This is a genomic window from Stenotrophomonas sp. STEN014, assembly GCF_056760315.1.
The window spans coordinates 209,246-226,424 of record NZ_JBRREN010000005.1; the positions used below are offsets into that span (position 1 = coordinate 209,246).

Consider the following 17,179-nt stretch of genomic DNA (forward strand, 5'->3'; position numbering starts at 1 on the left):
ATCCACCGCAGGCAGGCCAGCGCCGGAGGATCAACAAACCCATTACGACACGCGCGCGGGCGCAGGACATCCACCGCGCAGCGTGACTCAGCTCTGCCTGGAGGCCCGCAGCGCCTGCTGCTCGATCAGGGTCAGCGCGACGTTGTCGCGCAGATAGGCCGGCTGCACCAGCTCCGGAGCGATGCCTTCGCCGCGGGCCATCATCGGTACCGCGATCTGCAGCACATCGGCCGCGCGCGGCAGCGCCTGCGCATCCACCAAAGCCAGCCGCGACTGCAGGCGGTTGGCCAGCACACCCTCACCGGCGGCGAATCCGCTGCCGACACCGGCCCAGTCCGAAGCCTCACCGGGCACATCCACCGCGTCCGGTGCCAGCAGCCGCTCGTGTTCCTGCAACACCAGGTCGCCGGCCGCATCGCGCAGGTAGCTGGCGCTGTAGAGCTCGCCCATGCGCGCGTCGATGCAGGCCAGCACCCGCGGCGCAGTGTGCGGTGCGCGCAACGCCAACGTCTGCAGGGTCGACACCGGCAGCAGCGGACGGTCCAGCGCCAGGGCGATGCCCTGGGCAATGGCGATCGCCAGCCGCACCCCGGTGAACGCGCCCGGGCCGCGGCTCAGCGCAATGCCGTCGAGCTGACTGCGGACAAGACCGGCTTCGGCCAGCAGCTGTTCGGCCCACGGCAGGCTCAACTCGGCGTGCCGGCGCGGCGCCACTTCAAACCGCTCCAGTACCCGTCCATCCACATGCAGTGCGACGGAACAGGCTTCGGTGGCGGTTTCAAAGGCGAGCAGCTTCATGGCATCAACATCAGGAAAGGGAGAACGGGGGCGCGGCGGTCCCGTCGTCATCGACGGATGGCCCGGGCGGCGTGTCCGGCGCCCATTGTCGCGCAAAGAACGCCTGCACATCGGCCAGCTCGCGGGTGCGGCGGAACGGCGGCAACGAATCGAGGAACACCCGGCCGTAGCCGCGTGACAGCAGCCGCGGGTCGCACAGCACCAGCACCCCACGATCGGTCTCGCTGCGGATCAGCCGCCCCACGCCCTGCTTGAGCGCGATCACCGCCTGCGGCAACTGCTCATCGCGGAACGGATTGCCGCCGCTGCGGCGGATCGCTTCCAGCCGCGCCTCGAACACCGGATCATCGGGCGCGGCGAAGGGCAGCTTGTCGATCACCACCACGCTCAGCGCATCGCCGGTCACATCCACGCCCTCGCGGAAACTGGCCGAGCCAAGCAGCACGCCATTGCCCGACTCACGGAAACGCTGCAACAGACTGGCGCGCGGCGCCTCGCCCTGCACGAACAGCGGCCACGGCCCGCAACGCAGCGCCTCGGCTGCCTCGCGCAGCGCGCGGTGCGAGGAAAACAGCAGGAACGCCCGCCCCTGCGAGGCCTCCAGCACTGGCCGCAGCGTTGCGATCAACGCCGCGCCATAGCCACGCGCCGCCGGATCCGGCAGCTGCTTTGGCAGATAGCACAGCGCCTGCTGTTGCCAGTCGAACGGACTGGGCTGGACCAGCGAGTCCGGATCCTCCAGCCCCAGCCGGCTGGCCAGATGGGCGAACCCGCCATCCACGGTCAGCGTGGCCGAAGTGAACACCCACGCCGCCAGCGAGCGCTGGCGGTGCTCGCGCAGCGGTCCGGACACATCCATCGGCGTGCGCTGGCAGCGGAAGCCGCGCGGGGTCAACTCGTACCAGAGCACGTCGTTGTCATCGGCCGGCGCCTGCGCATCCTCGGCAGGATCGGCTTCGAAATCGAACAGTGGCAGGTCCTCGCCCAGCCAGCGCGCCAGCCGTGAGACCCCCTCCTGCGCACGCGCGTGACAGGCATCCAGACCCGGCGAGGTTTCGCGCACCAGCGCCAGCGCATCGCGCAGCTGCGCCAGCGCCGCGGCCAGTGCATCGAAGCCCTCGGCGACCTCGGGCTGGGCCAGCGCCCGCCAGCGGGTACCACGCGGTGGCAGGTCCTCCATTGCACTGCGCAGCTCACGCAAGGCCAGCTCCAGCGTCGCCGCCGGCTGCTGCAGGGTGGCCTGCGCACCGGCCACGCTGCGGCATTCGGCCAGGCAGTCGCGCGCCAGCTCCTGCCACGGTCGCATGCCGAATCCTTCGCCGAAGAAATTGGCCGCCAGTTCCGGCAGCTGGTGGGCCTCGTCGATCACGAACGCCTGCGCGCCGGGCAGGATTTCGCCGAAGCCCTCCTGCTTGAGCGCCAGATCGGCCAGGAGCAGGTGGTGGTTGACCACCACCAGGTCGGCCTCCTGCGCCCGCTGCCGCGCGCGCACGACGAAACAGTCGGTCCAGAACGGGCAGTCCGTCCCCAGGCAGTTGTCGACGGTGGAGGTGACCATCGGCAGCAGCGGCGAATCGTCGGCCAGCCCGTCCAGCTCGGCCATGTCGCCGTACTGGGTGCGCCCGGACCAGGCCAGTACCCGCTGGAACTGCGCCACCTGCTCGGGGCTGCTGAAACGCGGCTCGCCGCGCGCCTGGTCGAGCCGGTAGCGGCACAGATAGTTGGCCCGCCCCTTCAGCAGCGCCGCGCGATGGCCCACCCCCAGCGCCGCACGCACCCGCGGCAGGTCGCGGTGATAGAGCTGGTCCTGCAGCGCGCGGGTACCGGTGGAGATGATCGTCTTCAGCCCGGACAGCAGCGCGGGCACCAGATAGGCGAAGGTCTTGCCGGTACCGGTGCCGGCCTCGGCCAGCAGCACATCGCGCTGCTCGAATGCGTCGGCGATGGCGCCGGTCAGGCGCAGCTGCGCCGGGCGCGGCACGAACGCGTCGATCTGGCGCGCCAGATCGCCGCCCTCATCGAGCGCTTGGCAACTGCGGTGGACCAGATCGGACATGGTGGGTACGCCAACCGGCAGCCAACCCCGGCGCGGCCGGAATCGGCAGCCGGATCAGTAGCGCTTGATCCCCGGCACCGTGCAGCCTTCAATCTGCGCATGCGCGGACACCGCGTTTTCCTTTTCGGCGCGGGCCAGACGGGCCTGTTCGATCGTGGCCCAGTGCCGACGGCACAGCGGGCCGGTACGCGAGCCCAGGTCCACCGCCTTCTTGGCCAGGGTCTCGGCGCGCACCCAGTCGCCCTGCAGCAGCGCCACTTCAGCGCGCTCCTGGAGGATGCCCGGATCGTTGTCCACATGCAGCAGCGCCTGGTTCAAGGTCTCGGCCGCAGCGGCCAGATCACCGGCCTTGCGCTGGGCGATGGCCGCCTCGCGCAGGTCATCGACCTGCGGATCACGCAGCGGCTGCACCGACAGCTCGGTGTCATCGACGCCGGCCGCGGCCTCCACCGCCGCCAATCGCTGCGCCGGCGTGGTGGTGTCGAGCGGCACCGGCGGCGCCGAGGGCGCGCTCACACAGGCGCTGAGCAGCAGGGAGGTCGCCGAAACAACCAGTACAGAGCGGATCAAAGACATGCCATTCATGGTCATCATTATCGCGCAGGCGTTTCTGAAGCGGGCGTGGAGGCCGGCTCCGGCTCCTTGCGGTCGAGCCCGAACCAGCTGCGCCAACCACCGCTTTGCGCCTGCTCTTCGGCAGGAGGCGCCGCTTCCGGCACGGTGCAGGGCACGTACTGCGGCGCGAATCCGGCCACGAACGGGAAGCGACGGGCCCCCGGGCAGCCCTCGTCGGTAGCGTTGCTGCCTTCGGCTTCCACGTAATGCCAATCCAGCCCCTTGTTGCTCACCCGCAACGCGGCGCTGGGCAGGTTGCGGAAGATGCCCGACCACACCCGCATCGCGCCCGAGGCGCCGTACAGGCCGGTCTGCTCGTTCTGGTCGTTGCCCATCCAGATCACCGCCAGATGGTCACCGGTGTAACCGGCATACCAGCTGTCACGGCCATCGTTGGAGGTACCGGTCTTGCCCGCCGGATGCAGCCGCCCCAGTCCGTCGGCATTGAGCCCGGCAGCGGTACCGCTGGACACCACCTGCTGCAGCCCCACGCTGATCAGGTTGGCGGCGATGGAGTCGCCTTCCTGGGCGGGCGCCGGGCTCTTGTCGTAACGTTTGAGCAGCTTGCCCTGCGCATCGACCACACCGCGCACCGCATGCAGCGGCTGGATCTCGCCGCCGGAGGCCAGGAACTGGTACAGCTGGGCCATGCCATACGGGCTCTGGTCGGTCGCGCCCAGGATCACCGACGGATTGGAGTCGGCCTTGAGCCCGGCCAGCACGTGGATCAGCTGGGTCAACCGCTCCGGCCCGACCTGCATACCGATCCGCACCGTGGCCTGGTTGTAGGAGCGGGCCAGCGCATCGATCAACCGCACCGTGCCATGGCTGCGGTTGTCGGAATTGTTCGGCGTCCAGTTGCGGCCGCGGCTGAGCTTCACCGTCACCGGGGAGTCATCCACCCAGCTGGCCAGCGAAAAACGGTCCGGCTGCGCCAATGCCAGCAGGTAGACGAACGGCTTGAGCAGCGAGCCGACCGGACGGTGCGCCTCGATGGCGCGGTTGAAGCCCGGTTCGGACACGTCGCGGCTGCCGACCACCGCCAGCACGTCACCGTTGTGCACATCGGTGACCACCAGCCCGGCCTGCAATTCGGGACGGCGCTTGTTTTCCAGCGACTTGATCGTGTGGCCCACGGCACCTTCGGCATAGGCCTGCGCCGAGGGCGACATGCCGGTGAACACGTTCAACCCAGCGCCCTGCAGCACGCTTTCCGGGTAGTCGTTGCCCAGCTGGCGACGCACCAGGTCGATGTAGGCCGGGAACCGGTTGGCGGCGGCGATACCCGGAGTCTTGGACACGCCCAGCGGTGCCTTCAGCGCACGCTGGTATTCGGCATCGTCGATCAGCTGGCTTTCGTGCAGCTTACCCAGCACGAAGTTGCGTCGATCCAGCGCGCGCTCGGGATTGCGGCGCGGATCGTAATAGGACGGCCCCTTCACCAGCCCGATCAGCAACGCCACCTGCTCGGTGGTCAGCGAACCGAGATCGCGGCCGAACCAGAACTCGGCACCGGAGGACACGCCATGGATGGCCTGGCTGCCGCGCTGGCCCAGGTAGACCTGGTTGAGGTAGGCCTCCAGGATCGTGGCCTTGTCATAGCGCGCCTCCATGATCAGCGCGTACAGCACCTCGTTGAACTTGCGGGTGAGCGTCTGCTCCTTGCCGATTCCGAGCAGGCCGCTGCGGGCCAGCTGCTGGGTCAGCGTGCTGGCCCCCTGCCGGCTCTGTCCGCCGGAACGCACCATCACCCAGACCGCGCGGATGATGCCGCTGATATCGATACCGTGATGGCGGTTGAAATCACGGTCTTCCACCGCCTGCAGGCCAGTGACCAGCAGCTCCGGCGCATCGGCCAGGCGCACCAGCCGGCGCTCTTCCTGCTTCTGACCGTACAACGTGGCGATCCGCGCCGGATCCAGCCGCGCCACCTTCAGCGCCTTGCGCGTATCGGCCTCGCGCAGCGATGCCACCTGCCCGCCGGATACCGCCACCGTCACCTGGCGTGGCGCCACGCGGCCGTCCACATCCACATAGCCGCGGCTGGAAATGCGGAAACTGCCGCCCTCCACCCGGTAGGTGCCCGGGCTGGTGCCCGCGCCGTCATCCCGGTAGCCGGACGCGGCCAGCTCGGTCTTGAGCGTGTTGGCATTCATCGCCAGGCCAGGGCTGAGCACCAGCGGTCGCGCGTAGACGCGGGTGGGAATCTGCCAGCGCAGCTCGCCGAAGCGCTGCGTCACCTGGGTGTTCAGATACGCCGTATAGGGAATAAGGAAACCCAGGCCCAGCGCGACTGCCGCCATTCCCCAGGTGATCAGGCGCTGGCGCCACAGGGGACCATTGCCGCCGGTATCGTCGTCCAGCATGTCGGAATCGTAGCGTCGTGGCACAGGAATGCGAGAATGTAGGTTGAGGCGAGTCTAACGCAGCCATGTCCTGCGGCGCGGCGATACACCCTTCCCTGCTTAAGCTGGAGTTCCAACGGAATGTCGATGTCCCTGGCCGATGCGCGCTACCACATCAATCGCGTCATCGGCCTGATCCGCCGCGGTCTGGCCAGCCTGCGTACCCGTGGCTGGAAGGCCACACTGCACCGGGTCGGGGTGCATACCCGTCGTCAACCCGCGCCACGCCGGGAACCGCTGTTCGCCCCCGCCACAGTCCCATTTGCACCGTTCACCGTCCCTGCCAGCGACCAGCCCGTCGCCAGCATCGTCATTCCGGTCTACAACCACTGCCGGCACACCCTGGCCTGCCTGCGCGCGCTGGCCGCCCATCCGCCGGCAACCCCCTGCGAGATCCTGGTGATCGACGATGGCAGCAGCGATGAAACCGCTGACTGGATGCCGCAGATCGATGGCCTGCGGTATCACGTGCGCGCTCAGAACGGAGGGTTCATCGCGGCCTGCAACGATGGCCTGCGGCTGAGCCGCGGGCAGTACGTGGTGCTGCTGAACAACGATACGGTGCCGCAACCCGGCTGGCTGGATGCACTGATGACCACGTTCCAGACCGTGCCCGAGGCCGGTCTGGTCGGCGCCCAGCTGCTGTATCCGGATGGACGGTTGCAGGAATCCGGCGGCGTGGTCTTCGATGACGGCAGCTGCTGGAGCTATGGCCGCTTCGAATCGGCCGAAGACCCCCGCTACATCAGCCTGCGCGATGCCGACTACTGCTCGGGTGCGACGCTGGCATTGCCGCGCGCGCTGTTCGAGCAACTGGGTGGCCTGGATAGCCGCTACGCGCCGGCCTATTACGAAGATACCGACCTGGCCTTCCAGGTCCGCGCGGCCGGGTACCGCGTCCTGGTGCAGCCGGCCAGCCGTGTCGTGCATGACGAAGGCACCAGCAACGGTACCGATACCGGCAGCGGCGTAAAGGCCTACCAGGTGCGCAACCAGAAGGTGTTCGCGGACAAGTGGCGCGACGCCCTGCGCGGGCAGCTGCCGGTCGGAAGCGTTCCTTCACCGGCCCTGCTGCACCGCGGGCAGCGGCAGATCCTGATCTTGGACGAATCGGTACCGCAGCCCGACCGCGACTCGGCCTCGCTGCGCCAGTTCAATCTGATCCGTATGCTGCTGGCCGGCGGTGCACACGTGGTCTTTGTTCCAACCCGTGGCGAGCACGGCGGCAAGGCCACCGAGGCGTTGCAGGCCTTGGGTGTGGAAGTCTGGCATGCACCGTTTCTGAAAGGCGTAGGCAGCTGGCTGCAGCGCCATGGGGGGCGCTTCGCGGTGGTGATGCTGGTGCGCTACCACCTCGCCCACGAGTGCCTGCCACTGGTGAAGCGCTTCGCGCCACAGGCGCGCACGGTGTTCGACACGGTGGACTTGCATTACCTGCGCGAGCGACGTGGCGCCGAACTGGCGCGGGATCTGCGCCTGGTGCGCAGCGCCGAACGCACCCGCGCCAGCGAACTGGCGGTGATGGCGGCCACCGACGTGACCTTGCTGGTCAGCGATGCGGAGAGAAAACAGCTCGCCACCGATGCGCCCCAGGTCAAGGTCGAACTGCTGTCCAACCTGCATGAGGTGGCTGGCCATGGCCTGGACTGGAGCCAGCGCCGCGATCTGGTCTTCGTCGGCGGCTTCCGCCATCCACCGAATCTGGATGCGATGCAGTGGTTTATCGGCGAGGTATTCCCGCTGATCCGCGAACAGTTGCCCGAGGTGGATTTCCACTGCATCGGTGCCGATGTCCCGGCGCAGATCCATGCGCTGGCCGCCACCTGTCCGGGAGTGCACGTGCATGGCTATGTGCCGGATGTGGCGCCGTACATGAGCGGCGGCAGGATCTCGGTAGCGCCGCTGCGCTTCGGCGCCGGCGTGAAGGGCAAGATCAACCTGAGCATGGCCCATGGCCAGCCGGTGGTGGCCACGACCTGCGCGGTGGAGGGCATGTATCTGCGTGACGGCGAAGATGTACTGGTGGCCGATGGTGCGCGCGAGTTTGCCGCCGCAGTGGTGCGCCTGTATGGCGACCAGGCGCTATGGCAGCAGCTGTCCAACAACAGCCTGCGCAATATCGCGCAGCATTTTTCGCTGGATGCCGCGCGCGTCACGGTCGAGCGCGTCTTCCTGGCCTGAGCGGTCTCCGGACTCCACCGGCACCGTTCAACGCAGTGGCTGCACGCCGCGCAGGCGTTCGGCGAATGCGTTGATCTCCGGCGTTGCCGGATCGACCTCGCGGGCCTGCGCCAATGCCTGCACCGCGAAGGCCGCATCCCCGGCCCCGAGCCGCTCGCTGCCCACCGCGATCCAGCGCTGCGCCAACCGCCGGCGTGCCGCGGCCAGTCCCACGTCGCCCGGCGCCAGTGCCTGCCAGGCGTCCAGGCAGGTGCGGGCCGCGCGCAGCCGGTTGCCGCGCAGGTTGTCTTCCAGACACGCGCGCGCCGCCGGAAGAATGCGTGCCGCCGCCTGCCGCACCCGCGGATCGCGCGGGGCCAGCGCCTGGGCGGCCTTGAACCGGTCGTAGGCGCTGTTGCCCGGTGGCAGCAACCACTGTCCCTGCGCCTCGGCCTGCTCCAGTTGCGCCAGCAGGACGCGCAACTGACGCTCGCGCCGGGCGGCAGGCACGGAGGAGTCCATTGATCGCTGCGCGGCCCTGGCGCGTGCCAGTGCCTGTTCGGCCGTGGTGATCTCGACAATCCCCGGCGCCAATGCACGCGCGTGTGCCAGCGCCTGTTCGGCATCGTCGAAATGGAAGTCGCCAGCCAGACGCACCGCTTCGGCCGCCTGCGCACGCGCGATGCGATGCAGCCCCTGCCGCGCGGCCTCATCGGCCGGCGAGGCCGCCAGCACCTGCCGCAAGCCTGCGGCCGCCGCTTGTAGACGCCCGCGCGCGAAATCGCGTTCGGCTTTGCGCCGGGCCTGCTCCAGGGCACCGCTGAGCACCGCACGCGCCGAGGGCAGGTCGTAGTGCCCCGGATCGAATTCCTCCACCCGGTACAACCGCTGCGCGGCATCCTCCACCTTGCCTTGGCGGGCCAGATACTTGGCCTGCAGCAGCAGATCCGAAAGCGCATCCTCGCGTCCTTCCAGCGCCTGCATCCGGTCAGGCTGGATTGCCAACACCTGTTGATACAGCGGCAAGGCACTGTCCCGGCCCTCATCCAGCCGCCCCTGCGCTTGCGCGGCCTGCGCCTGCTGCAACAACCGCTCCACGCCGTCGCCATCGTGCTTCACACGCTGCAACGCGGTGGCGATTGTTTCGATCTCCCTCTCCGGCAACTGCAGTTGCCGCGCCAGCGCCAGTGCCGATCGGGCTGCGTCATAGTCGCCTGCGGCGAGGTGATGCCGGGCCTGCTGCAATGCCGCCTGTCCGGTGCGCCCCAGCGCGTCCTGGACATCGCGACGGTCCGGATCCAAGGCGGCGGCGGCCTGGAAGCGTTCACGTGCGCCGCTGCCATCAGGCGCGCTCAGACGGCCTTCGGCCAGCGCGCGTTCACCTTCATCGAGCAGCTGCTGGATTTTCGTTTCCGGCCACAGCCAGTCGGCCAACGGTTGCCGCACGAGCATCAGCAGCAGCGCCAGTACCGCCACGCCCACCGCGATCGAACGCCAGGCGCGCGGGCTGCTCCAGCCACGGGCCACCCACCAGCGCACGTACAGCCGCAACCGGTCGCCAACGGTTTCCGACCACTCCCTGAAGCGTTGCCAACTGTTTCCCATCCGATCAGCTTACCGGCTTGAGCTTGCTTCAACCCAGTCGGCGCGCCTCGCTGACCCCCGGCAACGCATCGAGCTTGCCGAGCAGGGTGGACAACTGGCCGTAATCACTGACCTTCAGTCGCAGGCGCAGCTGTATCCGGCCACTGTCGCGCACGTTGTCGCTATTGATGTTGAGCACGTAGGCATCTTCCTGTGCGATGAGGTTGGTGATGTCTTTGAGCAGCCAGCGGCGATCGGCCGCCCGTACCAGCACATCAACCTCATAACCGGAACCGGCGCGCCCCCACTCCACCGGCAACACCCGCTCCGGATGCGCGCCACTCAAGCGTGCCAACGCCGCGCAGTCCATACGATGCACAGTGACACCGCGGCTCTGGGTGAGATAGCCGGCAATCGGCTCGCCGGCCACCGGCTGGCAGCACCGCGCCAGCTGCACCAGCAGGTTGCCCACGCCCTGTACGGTGAAGTCGGATTTGCCAAGGCTGTCGCGGCGTGCGGTCGGGCGCGGCATGACCGGCACCGCCGGCTGCGATGCCGCCCGCTCGGCCTCCAGCAACGCCCGACTGACCTGGCTGGGGCCGGTGTCACCCAGCGCCACCTGGATGTAAAGATCCTCCACGCTGTCGGCATGGAACTTCTTCGCCGCCACCATCAGGTCCGCCTGCTGCAGGCCAAGGCGTTTGAGTTCCTTGTCCAGCAGTTCGCGGCCGGCCTGCACGTTGCGGGCCCGATCGAGCTTGTGGAACCAGCCGCGCACCTTCTCGCGCGAGCGGTTGCTGGCCAGATAGCCATTGGACGCCAGCAGCCAGTCGCGGCGCGGATCGGCCTCCTTGCCGGTCAGGATCTCCACCCGGTCGCCGCTGCGCAGCCGATAGGTCAACGGCACGATGCGGCCGTTGACCTTGGCGCCGCGGCAGCGGTGTCCGACCATGGTGTGCACGTGGTAGGCGAAATCCAGCGGCGTCGCTCCGGCCGGCAGATCCATCACCTCGCCCTTGGGGCTCAGCGCGTACACCCGGTCCTCGATCAGCTCCGCATCCAGCGCGCCGGCCAGATCCTCCGGATGGGCCGCATCCTGCGCCTGCTCCAGCAACTGCCGCATCCAGGTGATCTTGCGGTCGAATGCCTTCTCCGCGCCCTTGCCGCCTTCCTTGTACTTCCAGTGCGCGGCCACGCCCAGCTCGGCCTGCGCATGCATCTCGTGGGTACGGATCTGCACCTCGATGGTGCGCCCTTCCGGGCCGATCACCGCGGTGTGCAGCGAGCGGTAGTCGTTGGCCTTGGGCCGGGCGATGTAGTCGTCGAACTCGCTGGGAATCGGCGTCCACAACGCGTGCACCACGCCCAGGGTGGCATAGCAGGCGCCCACATCGTCGACCATCACCCGTACCGCACGCAGGTCGTACAGCTGCTCGAAGGCCAGCTGCTTTTTCTGCATCTTCCGCCAGATGCTGTAGATGTGTTTCGGCCGCCCGCTGACTTCGGCGGCGATGCCCTGCTCGGCCAGTGCCGCCGACAGCTTCTTCTTGACCGTCTCGACGTAGCGCTCGCGCGCGATGCGGGTTTCATCCACCTCGCGCGCGATATGCCGGTAGGTTTCCGGATCGAGGAAACGGAACGCCAGGTCCTCCAGCTCCCACTTCAGCTGCCAGATACCCAGGCGGTTGGCCAGTGGCGCGTGGATGTCTCGGGTCAGCTGCGCCAGCGCACGCCGTTGCGCATCGGGCAATTTGTCGGCCGCGCGCATGCACGCCAGCTGCCGCGACAGCAGGATCGGCACCACGCGCAGGTCATGGATGATCGACAGCAGCAGCCGGCGCAGGCCCTCGCTGTTGCGTCCGGCATCGCGACCGGCGTGCAGCGCCCAGACCTGGTCGGCGGCATCCTGTCCTTCCAGCAGGCCGTTGACTGCTGCCGCCGAGGCTCCCAGCGGCAACGCCGCCAGTTGCGCGCGCAGGCCCGGCAGATCGAACAGCAGCGCAGCGATGATCACCGCCTCATCGGCCGAGAGCAGTGCCAGCGCATCCAGGGTGTCGCCCAGTACCGGCCATGGCAGGCGCGGCTCGGTGGGGATATCGGGCTGCTGCCAGAGTTCCAGCAGCGCCTGTCGCAGGGGCGCGGCCAGCGCACTGGTAGAGGGGCGCTGCAGCAGCGCATCCAGGCCAAGGGAGGAGGAACGGTTCACAGCAGTCAATTACGGGCAGTTGCCCCTACACTAGCGCCCAACCCTCTCCGGGAACAATCGTCCATGAAGCTGCCCCGCCTGTCCGTTCTGTTTGCCGTGACCGCGCTGTCGCTGGTCCCGCTGTTTTCCGCCCACGCCCAGCGCCTGGTCCAAGGTGACCTGCAGCAGCAGATGTCCGCCGCCGAGTTCAGGGCCGCCGGCCTGGACAAGCTCAGCGCAGACGAGCTCAACGCGCTGAACAACTGGTTGCAGGGCAAGGTTGAACAGGCCGCCGCCTCGGCCGTGGAAAGCGCCCGCGAAGAGGGCCGCCAGGAAGTGATCGTTAAAAACCTCGGCTTTCTGGCCTTCGGCTCGAACGAGCCGATCCAGGCGCAGCTCGAAGGCGAGTTCCGAGGCTTCGGCAAAGGCCGCCAATACACCCTGGACAATGGCCAGGTCTGGGAACAGACCGATGACACCAGTGCCGGCGGCATCCGCAAACAGGCACCCACGGTGCGCATCACCCCCGGACTGATGAATGTCTGGTACCTGCAGGTCGATGGCCTGAACACCCGCGCCAAGGTCCGTCGCACTAGGTAGTCCCGCTGCTGCCGCGATCAGGGACGCGCCGAGTGGGCGTCCCGCTCAGCCCCATCTTCCCCTCGGCACCTGCCGCTCTCAAGACGCCGTTGACCACCATGCCCGTGATCGTGCTGACGTTGTTGTTGCTCCTGATTCCGGCCAGCGCTGCGGCGCAGGTCTACAAGTGCAAAGGGAAATCCGGGGAAACGGCCTATTCGGAGTCTCCCTGCGATGCCAGGGCGCAACCGATGAAGCTGCGCGATGAGCCGCCCGCAGCGCCGTCGGGCCCGGCTCCGACAACGGAAGCCGCCGCAACGGGCGAAGCACAGCCTGCCATACCCGCCGCTACGGCGTCGGCCACCGAGCAGGAAGCCGCACGCGCCGCTGAGCGCAGCTGCATCGCCAACGTCACCGCGTCGATCTATGGACCTTCCAACGACCGCGTGAGCGTGCTGCAGCAACAGCTGTCCACGCTGAACGACCAGTTGACCGCCACCACCGACCCGCAGCGTACACAGGCCTTGCGCGCGCGCATGGGCACCCTGCGTCAGGCGATCACGCGCGAGCACGGCAACGCGCATACACAGATGAACGATGCCCGCCGCCGCTGCGCGGAACGGCACCGGCCGGCGCCGCCACCTGTGCGCTGACCCGCGCCCAGGCGGCGGCTCAGCTGCGCAGCGCACTCACGCGCTGGGCCAGCTTTTTGGCGGAGACGCCGGAACGGAAACCCAGCTCCTGGGCGAACAGCGATACCCGCAACTCTTCGATATCCCAGCGCAGCGCGGCCCATTCCGGCCGTTCCGCCAACCCCTGGGTGCGCGCATCTTCCAGCGCATCGACGAAGGGCTTCAGTTCCAGCATCCGCGCCTGGTCGCGCGGCGGATCGCGCTTGGCGCGCTCGGCGCGCAGGATCATCGCCTTCAGATAGCGCGGGAACTGGGCCAGCGCATCGGCTGGGGTCTGCCGCAGGAAGCCGGCGTGGATCAGCCCGGCCAGCTGCCGTTCCATATCGTCGAGATTTCCGCGCGCCCAGCCCATCAGCGGCGCTTCCAGTTGCGGCTTCAACTCACCGACCAGCCCGAGGATGGATTCGGCCAACTTGAGCCGCTCCATCGCCTCGCCGAACAGGCGTTTGGCCGCATCGGCGCGGCGCAGCTCGAAGGCTTCCGGCGAGCGGATATCGCCCAGCCCGTCCGCCAGCACCGCGTTCATGGCCGCATCGACCAGATCGCCGCGCAGTCGTTCCTGTGACTCGATAGCCGCGTACAACAAGCCCGTCTTGGGCGCTACCGGCAACTGCTTGCGGGCCTGTTTGACCTTGTCGGCCAGGGCGATTTCCAGCAGCCGGCGCACCCCATGCGGATGGGCAAGACGGGCCTCGTTGCGGTCGGCGAAGATGCGCAGCGCCGCGCATTCACCGGTATCGACCAGCGCCGGATACGCCGGCACTCCGGCTTCGCCGGGCACCTGCTCGGGAATGGGGGTAGCCGGGAACTCGCGCAGGCCTTCGGCCGCCAGGGCCTTGCCGGCACGGGCGGCGAACGCGGTGCCGGCACGTTCGCCCAGACGCGCACGCAGCGCCTCCAGATCACGCGACATGCCCAGCAGCTTGCCGCGCTCATCGCACACGCGCAGATTCATGCGCAGATGCGGCTCCAGTGCGTCGAGATCGAAATCGGTGGCCGCCACCTTGGCGCCGGTGGCCTTGGACAGGAACCGCGCCAGCTCGCCACGGATATCGTCGGGCGACGGCTGCGGCCACGCCTCGAAGAAGGCACGGCCGAAATCCGGTGCCGGCACATAATTGCGGCGCATCGCCTTGGGCAGGCTGCGGATCAACGCCGCGGCCTTTTCGGCGACGAAGCCCGGGGCCAGCCAGGACAGCCGTGCCGGGTCCAGCGCATTGAGCAGGTGCAGCGGTACGTCCAGGGTGACGCCATCGTCCTCGCTGCCCGGCTCGAACCGGTAGTGCATCGCCAGGCGTGCATCGCCCAGTGGGAAATATTTCGGATAGCGGTCCTGCTCGCTGCCCTCGCCCGGCAGCAGATCGGTCAGCGACCACTGCAGGCCTCGGCGCTTGTCCGGTGCCAGCGCTTTCCACCAGCTGTCGAGCAGTGCGACCGAATGGATCTCCGAAGGAATGCGGTCCAGATACCAGCGTGCCTGCCAGTCCTCATCGGCGACGATGCCGGCGCGGCGCAACTTGGCTTCTTCTTCGCGCGCCTGCTCCAGCACCTTCAGGTTGTCGGCCACGAAGCCGGCCCGGGTGTTGATCTCGCCGGTCACCAGCGCCTGTCGCACGAAAATATCGTGCGCTTCACCGGGATGGATGCGGCCGTAGTGCACCGGCTTCTTCGGCGCCAGTACCAGCCCGAACAGACTGATCTGTTCGGAGGCCAGCACCTGCCCCTGCGCGCGCGACCAGTGCGGGTCGAAATGCTTGCGGGCGAGCAGGTGCGGCAACTCGGCGATCACCCAGTCGGGCTCGATCGCAGCGTTGGTCATGCCCCAGATGCGCTGTGTATCGAGCAGCGTGGCGCTGAGCACCCACGGTGGCGGCCGCTTGGCCAGCGCCGAGCCGGGGAACAGATGGAAACGGCGCTGACGCGGCGCCTGGAAATCCCCTTTCTCGGTGCGATGGCCCACCTGCGTCGGCAGGCCGGAAAGGATGGCCCGATGCAGCGTCTGATAGGCGGCGATACGGGCTTTGTCCGGAACCGTGGTCATCACGGTCTGCAGCTTGGCAGCGGGGCCGGCCGCGTTGTTTTTCACTGCGGCACGCGGCGGCTCCGTCTTGCCTTCCCGTGCGAGGCGTGCGGCCTTGTGCTGCTCGCCACGGATGGCCTTGCGCTTGGCTTCGGCATCGCCTCCGGCCGGCAGCGCCGGCGGTGCCGACAACAGTGCCTTGCCAAATTCCTCACCCTGGCTGCTGTCCCAGCCCAGCTCATCACATAGCAGGCGCAACTGCCGATGCAGTTCGCGCCATTCGCGCATGCGCAGGAAGCCCAGGAAGTGGCGCCCGCACCAGTCACGCAGCTTGGACTGGGTGAGCTCTTCGTGCGCGTCGCGATAGGCATTCCACAAGCGCAGGATGCCAAGGAACTCCGAGCGCGCATCGGCAAACAGCGCATGCGCGTTGTCGGCCGCTTCGCGCGCCTCGGGTGGCCGCTCGCGCGGGTCCTGGATGCCCAGGAACGAGGCGATCACCAGCATCTCCCGCAGGCACCCGCTCTTCTGTGCGGCCACCAGCATCCGCGCCAGTTTCACGTCGACCGGCAGGCGGGCCATCTGCCGGCCGATCGCGGTGAGCTTGCGCTCGCCATCGACCGCGCCCAGTTCGACCAGCTGCTGCCAGCCATCGGCCACCGCGCGCTCGTCCGGCGCCTCCAGAAACGGGAACTCCTCGATCTGCCCCAGCCCCAGCTGCAGCATCCGCAGAATCACCCCGGCCAGCGACGAGCGGCGGATTTCCGGATCGGTGAACTCCGGGCGCGACTGGAAGTCGGCCTCGGCATACAGCCGGTAGCAGACACCTTCAGAAACACGCCCGCAGCGGCCCTTGCGCTGGTTGGCACTGGCCTGCGAAACCGGCTCGATATGCAGCCGGTCCAGCTTCTGCCGCGGGCTGTAGCGTTTGATGCGGGCGTAGCCCGGATCGACCACGTAGCGGATGCGCGGCACGGTCAGCGAGGTTTCGGCGACATTGGTGGTCAGCACCAGCCGCCGTTTCGGACCGGGATTGAACACCCGGTCCTGGTCCTTGGCCGAGAGCCGCGCATACAGCGGCAGCACCTCGGTTTCGCGGTACTTGCGCCGTTCCAGCGCCTGGTGCGCATCGCGGATCTCGCGCTCGCCGGGCAGGAACACCAGCACGTCGCCGCGCGGATCGGCGCGGGTGATCTCGTCGATGGCCGCGACAATGGCCTGGTTGACGCTGCGCTCGCCGTCACTGTGGCTGTCAGCGGCGTCATCTTCGCGCACGCCGCCCTCCAGCGGCCGGTAACGCACCTCCACCGGATAGGTACGCCCTTCCACGCTGACCACCGGCGCATCGTCGAAATGCCGCGAGAAACGCTCGGTGTCGATCGTGGCCGAGGTGACAATCAGTTTCAGGTCCGGGCGTTTGCGCAGCAACTGCTTCAGATAGCCCAGCAGGAAATCGATATTGAGGCTGCGCTCGTGCGCCTCGTCGATGATCAGGGTGTCATAGCGCGACAGCCAGCGATCCGAGGCGATCTCGGCCAGCAAAATACCGTCGGTCATGAACTTGATGCGGCTGTCCTCGCCCACCTTGTCGGTGAAGCGCACCTGGTAGCCGACCACCGAGCCCAGCTCGGTACCCAGTTCCTCGGCCACACGCGAGGCCACCGCCCGCGCGGCGATGCGGCGCGGCTGGGTGCAGCCGATCATGCCGGCCTCACCGCGGCCCGCCGCCAGGCACAGCTTGGGCAGCTGGGTGGTCTTGCCCGAGCCGGTTTCGCCAGCGATGACCACCACCTGATGCGCGCGGATCAGCGCGGAGATCTGCTCGGCTTCACGCGCTATGGGCAGCGCGTCGTCCATGGTGATGGCGATGTGCGTGGCAGCGCGCTGTTGGCGCTGCGCCGATGAGCGCTCAAGCAGCTGCGTGAACGCCTGTTCGGCGCCGGCATCGCCCGGCTTGACCTGCCAGCGCGACCACAACCCCAGCAAGCGCCCGCGGTCGCGGCTCATCGCCCCGTCAATCGCCTTGCGGGCATCGCGCAGGCGCACGGCAATGTCTTTCTGGATAGCGCTCATCGATCGTTCAAT

10 protein-coding genes are annotated in these 17,179 nt (G+C 68.1%); 3 read left to right on the top strand and 7 right to left on the bottom strand.

The window, feature by feature from the left end; translation table 11 throughout:
* Positions 1 to 87: 87 nt before the first annotated feature.
* From tsaB to mrcB, 4 genes are read right to left on the bottom strand one after another with little or no spacing between them, the layout of a single operon-like run.
* Positions 88 to 798, bottom strand: coding sequence for a tRNA (adenosine(37)-N6)-threonylcarbamoyltransferase complex dimerization subunit type 1 TsaB (gene tsaB, locus ACVOMC_RS09285; RefSeq protein WP_481523707.1), 711 nt, complete (start codon positions 796 to 798; stop codon positions 88 to 90).
* Positions 799 to 808: 10 nt separating this feature from the next.
* Positions 809 to 2,854: a DNA repair helicase YoaA gene (gene yoaA / locus ACVOMC_RS09290; protein ID WP_481523708.1), complete on the bottom strand. Its 2,046-nt coding sequence runs from the start codon at positions 2,852 to 2,854 to the stop codon at positions 809 to 811.
* A 54-nt stretch (positions 2,855 to 2,908) separates the two neighbouring features.
* The gene (locus tag ACVOMC_RS09295; protein WP_057505907.1) at positions 2,909 to 3,430 is read right to left on the bottom strand and encodes a hypothetical protein; all 522 of its coding nucleotides are present in this window, start codon (positions 3,428 to 3,430) and stop codon (positions 2,909 to 2,911) included.
* Between the two features lie 17 nt (positions 3,431 to 3,447).
* Positions 3,448 to 5,859, bottom strand: coding sequence for a penicillin-binding protein 1B (gene mrcB, locus ACVOMC_RS09300; RefSeq protein WP_481523709.1), 2,412 nt, complete (start codon positions 5,857 to 5,859; stop codon positions 3,448 to 3,450).
* A gap of 96 nt (positions 5,860 to 5,955) precedes the next feature.
* Between mrcB and ACVOMC_RS09305 the strand changes: the two genes are divergently transcribed.
* A complete protein-coding gene (locus tag ACVOMC_RS09305; protein ID WP_481523710.1) occupies positions 5,956 to 8,055 on the top strand; it encodes a glycosyltransferase in 2,100 nt (699 codons plus the stop codon).
* A gap of 27 nt (positions 8,056 to 8,082) precedes the next feature.
* Here the strand turns inward: ACVOMC_RS09305 and ACVOMC_RS09310 are convergent, their stop codons facing one another.
* Positions 8,083 to 9,486: a hypothetical protein gene (locus ACVOMC_RS09310; RefSeq protein WP_481523765.1), complete on the bottom strand. Its 1,404-nt coding sequence runs from the start codon at positions 9,484 to 9,486 to the stop codon at positions 8,083 to 8,085.
* Positions 9,487 to 9,667: 181 nt separating this feature from the next.
* On the bottom strand, positions 9,668 to 11,833 hold the full coding sequence (locus ACVOMC_RS09315; RefSeq protein ID WP_338062225.1) for a RelA/SpoT family protein: 2,166 nt from the start codon (positions 11,831 to 11,833) through the stop codon (positions 9,668 to 9,670).
* A 54-nt stretch (positions 11,834 to 11,887) separates the two neighbouring features.
* On the opposite strand from ACVOMC_RS09315, the gene ACVOMC_RS09320 reads away from it, so the two are divergent.
* A complete protein-coding gene (locus tag ACVOMC_RS09320; protein ID WP_481523711.1) occupies positions 11,888 to 12,403 on the top strand; it encodes a hypothetical protein in 516 nt (171 codons plus the stop codon).
* 98 nt (positions 12,404 to 12,501) lie between these two features.
* Positions 12,502 to 13,035 carry a DUF4124 domain-containing protein gene (locus ACVOMC_RS09325; RefSeq protein WP_481523766.1) on the top strand — a complete coding sequence of 178 codons (534 nt, stop codon included), beginning with the start codon at positions 12,502 to 12,504 and terminating at the stop codon, positions 13,033 to 13,035.
* Positions 13,036 to 13,054: 19 nt separating this feature from the next.
* Here ACVOMC_RS09325 and hrpA read toward each other — a convergent pair whose 3' ends face one another.
* On the bottom strand, positions 13,055 to 17,167 hold the full coding sequence (hrpA, locus tag ACVOMC_RS09330; protein ID WP_481523712.1) for an ATP-dependent RNA helicase HrpA: 4,113 nt from the start codon (positions 17,165 to 17,167) through the stop codon (positions 13,055 to 13,057).
* Positions 17,168 to 17,179: the final 12 nt, after the last annotated feature.

Coding starts and splice junctions, on each gene's coding strand:
- tsaB (WP_481523707.1), bottom strand. CDS start 798: ATGAAGCTGCTCGCCTTTGAAACCGCCACCGAAGCCTGTTCCGTCGCA.
- yoaA (WP_481523708.1), bottom strand. CDS start 2,854: ATGTCCGATCTGGTCCACCGCAGTTGCCAAGCGCTCGATGAGGGCGGC.
- ACVOMC_RS09295 (WP_057505907.1), bottom strand. CDS start 3,430: ATGTCTTTGATCCGCTCTGTACTGGTTGTTTCGGCGACCTCCCTGCTG.
- ACVOMC_RS09305 (WP_481523710.1), top strand. CDS start 5,956: ATGTCGATGTCCCTGGCCGATGCGCGCTACCACATCAATCGCGTCATC.
- ACVOMC_RS09310 (WP_481523765.1), bottom strand. CDS start 9,486: ATGCTCGTGCGGCAACCGTTGGCCGACTGGCTGTGGCCGGAAACGAAA.
- ACVOMC_RS09320 (WP_481523711.1), top strand. CDS start 11,888: ATGAAGCTGCCCCGCCTGTCCGTTCTGTTTGCCGTGACCGCGCTGTCG.
- ACVOMC_RS09325 (WP_481523766.1), top strand. CDS start 12,502: ATGCCCGTGATCGTGCTGACGTTGTTGTTGCTCCTGATTCCGGCCAGC.
- hrpA (WP_481523712.1), bottom strand. CDS start 17,167: ATGAGCGCTATCCAGAAAGACATTGCCGTGCGCCTGCGCGATGCCCGC.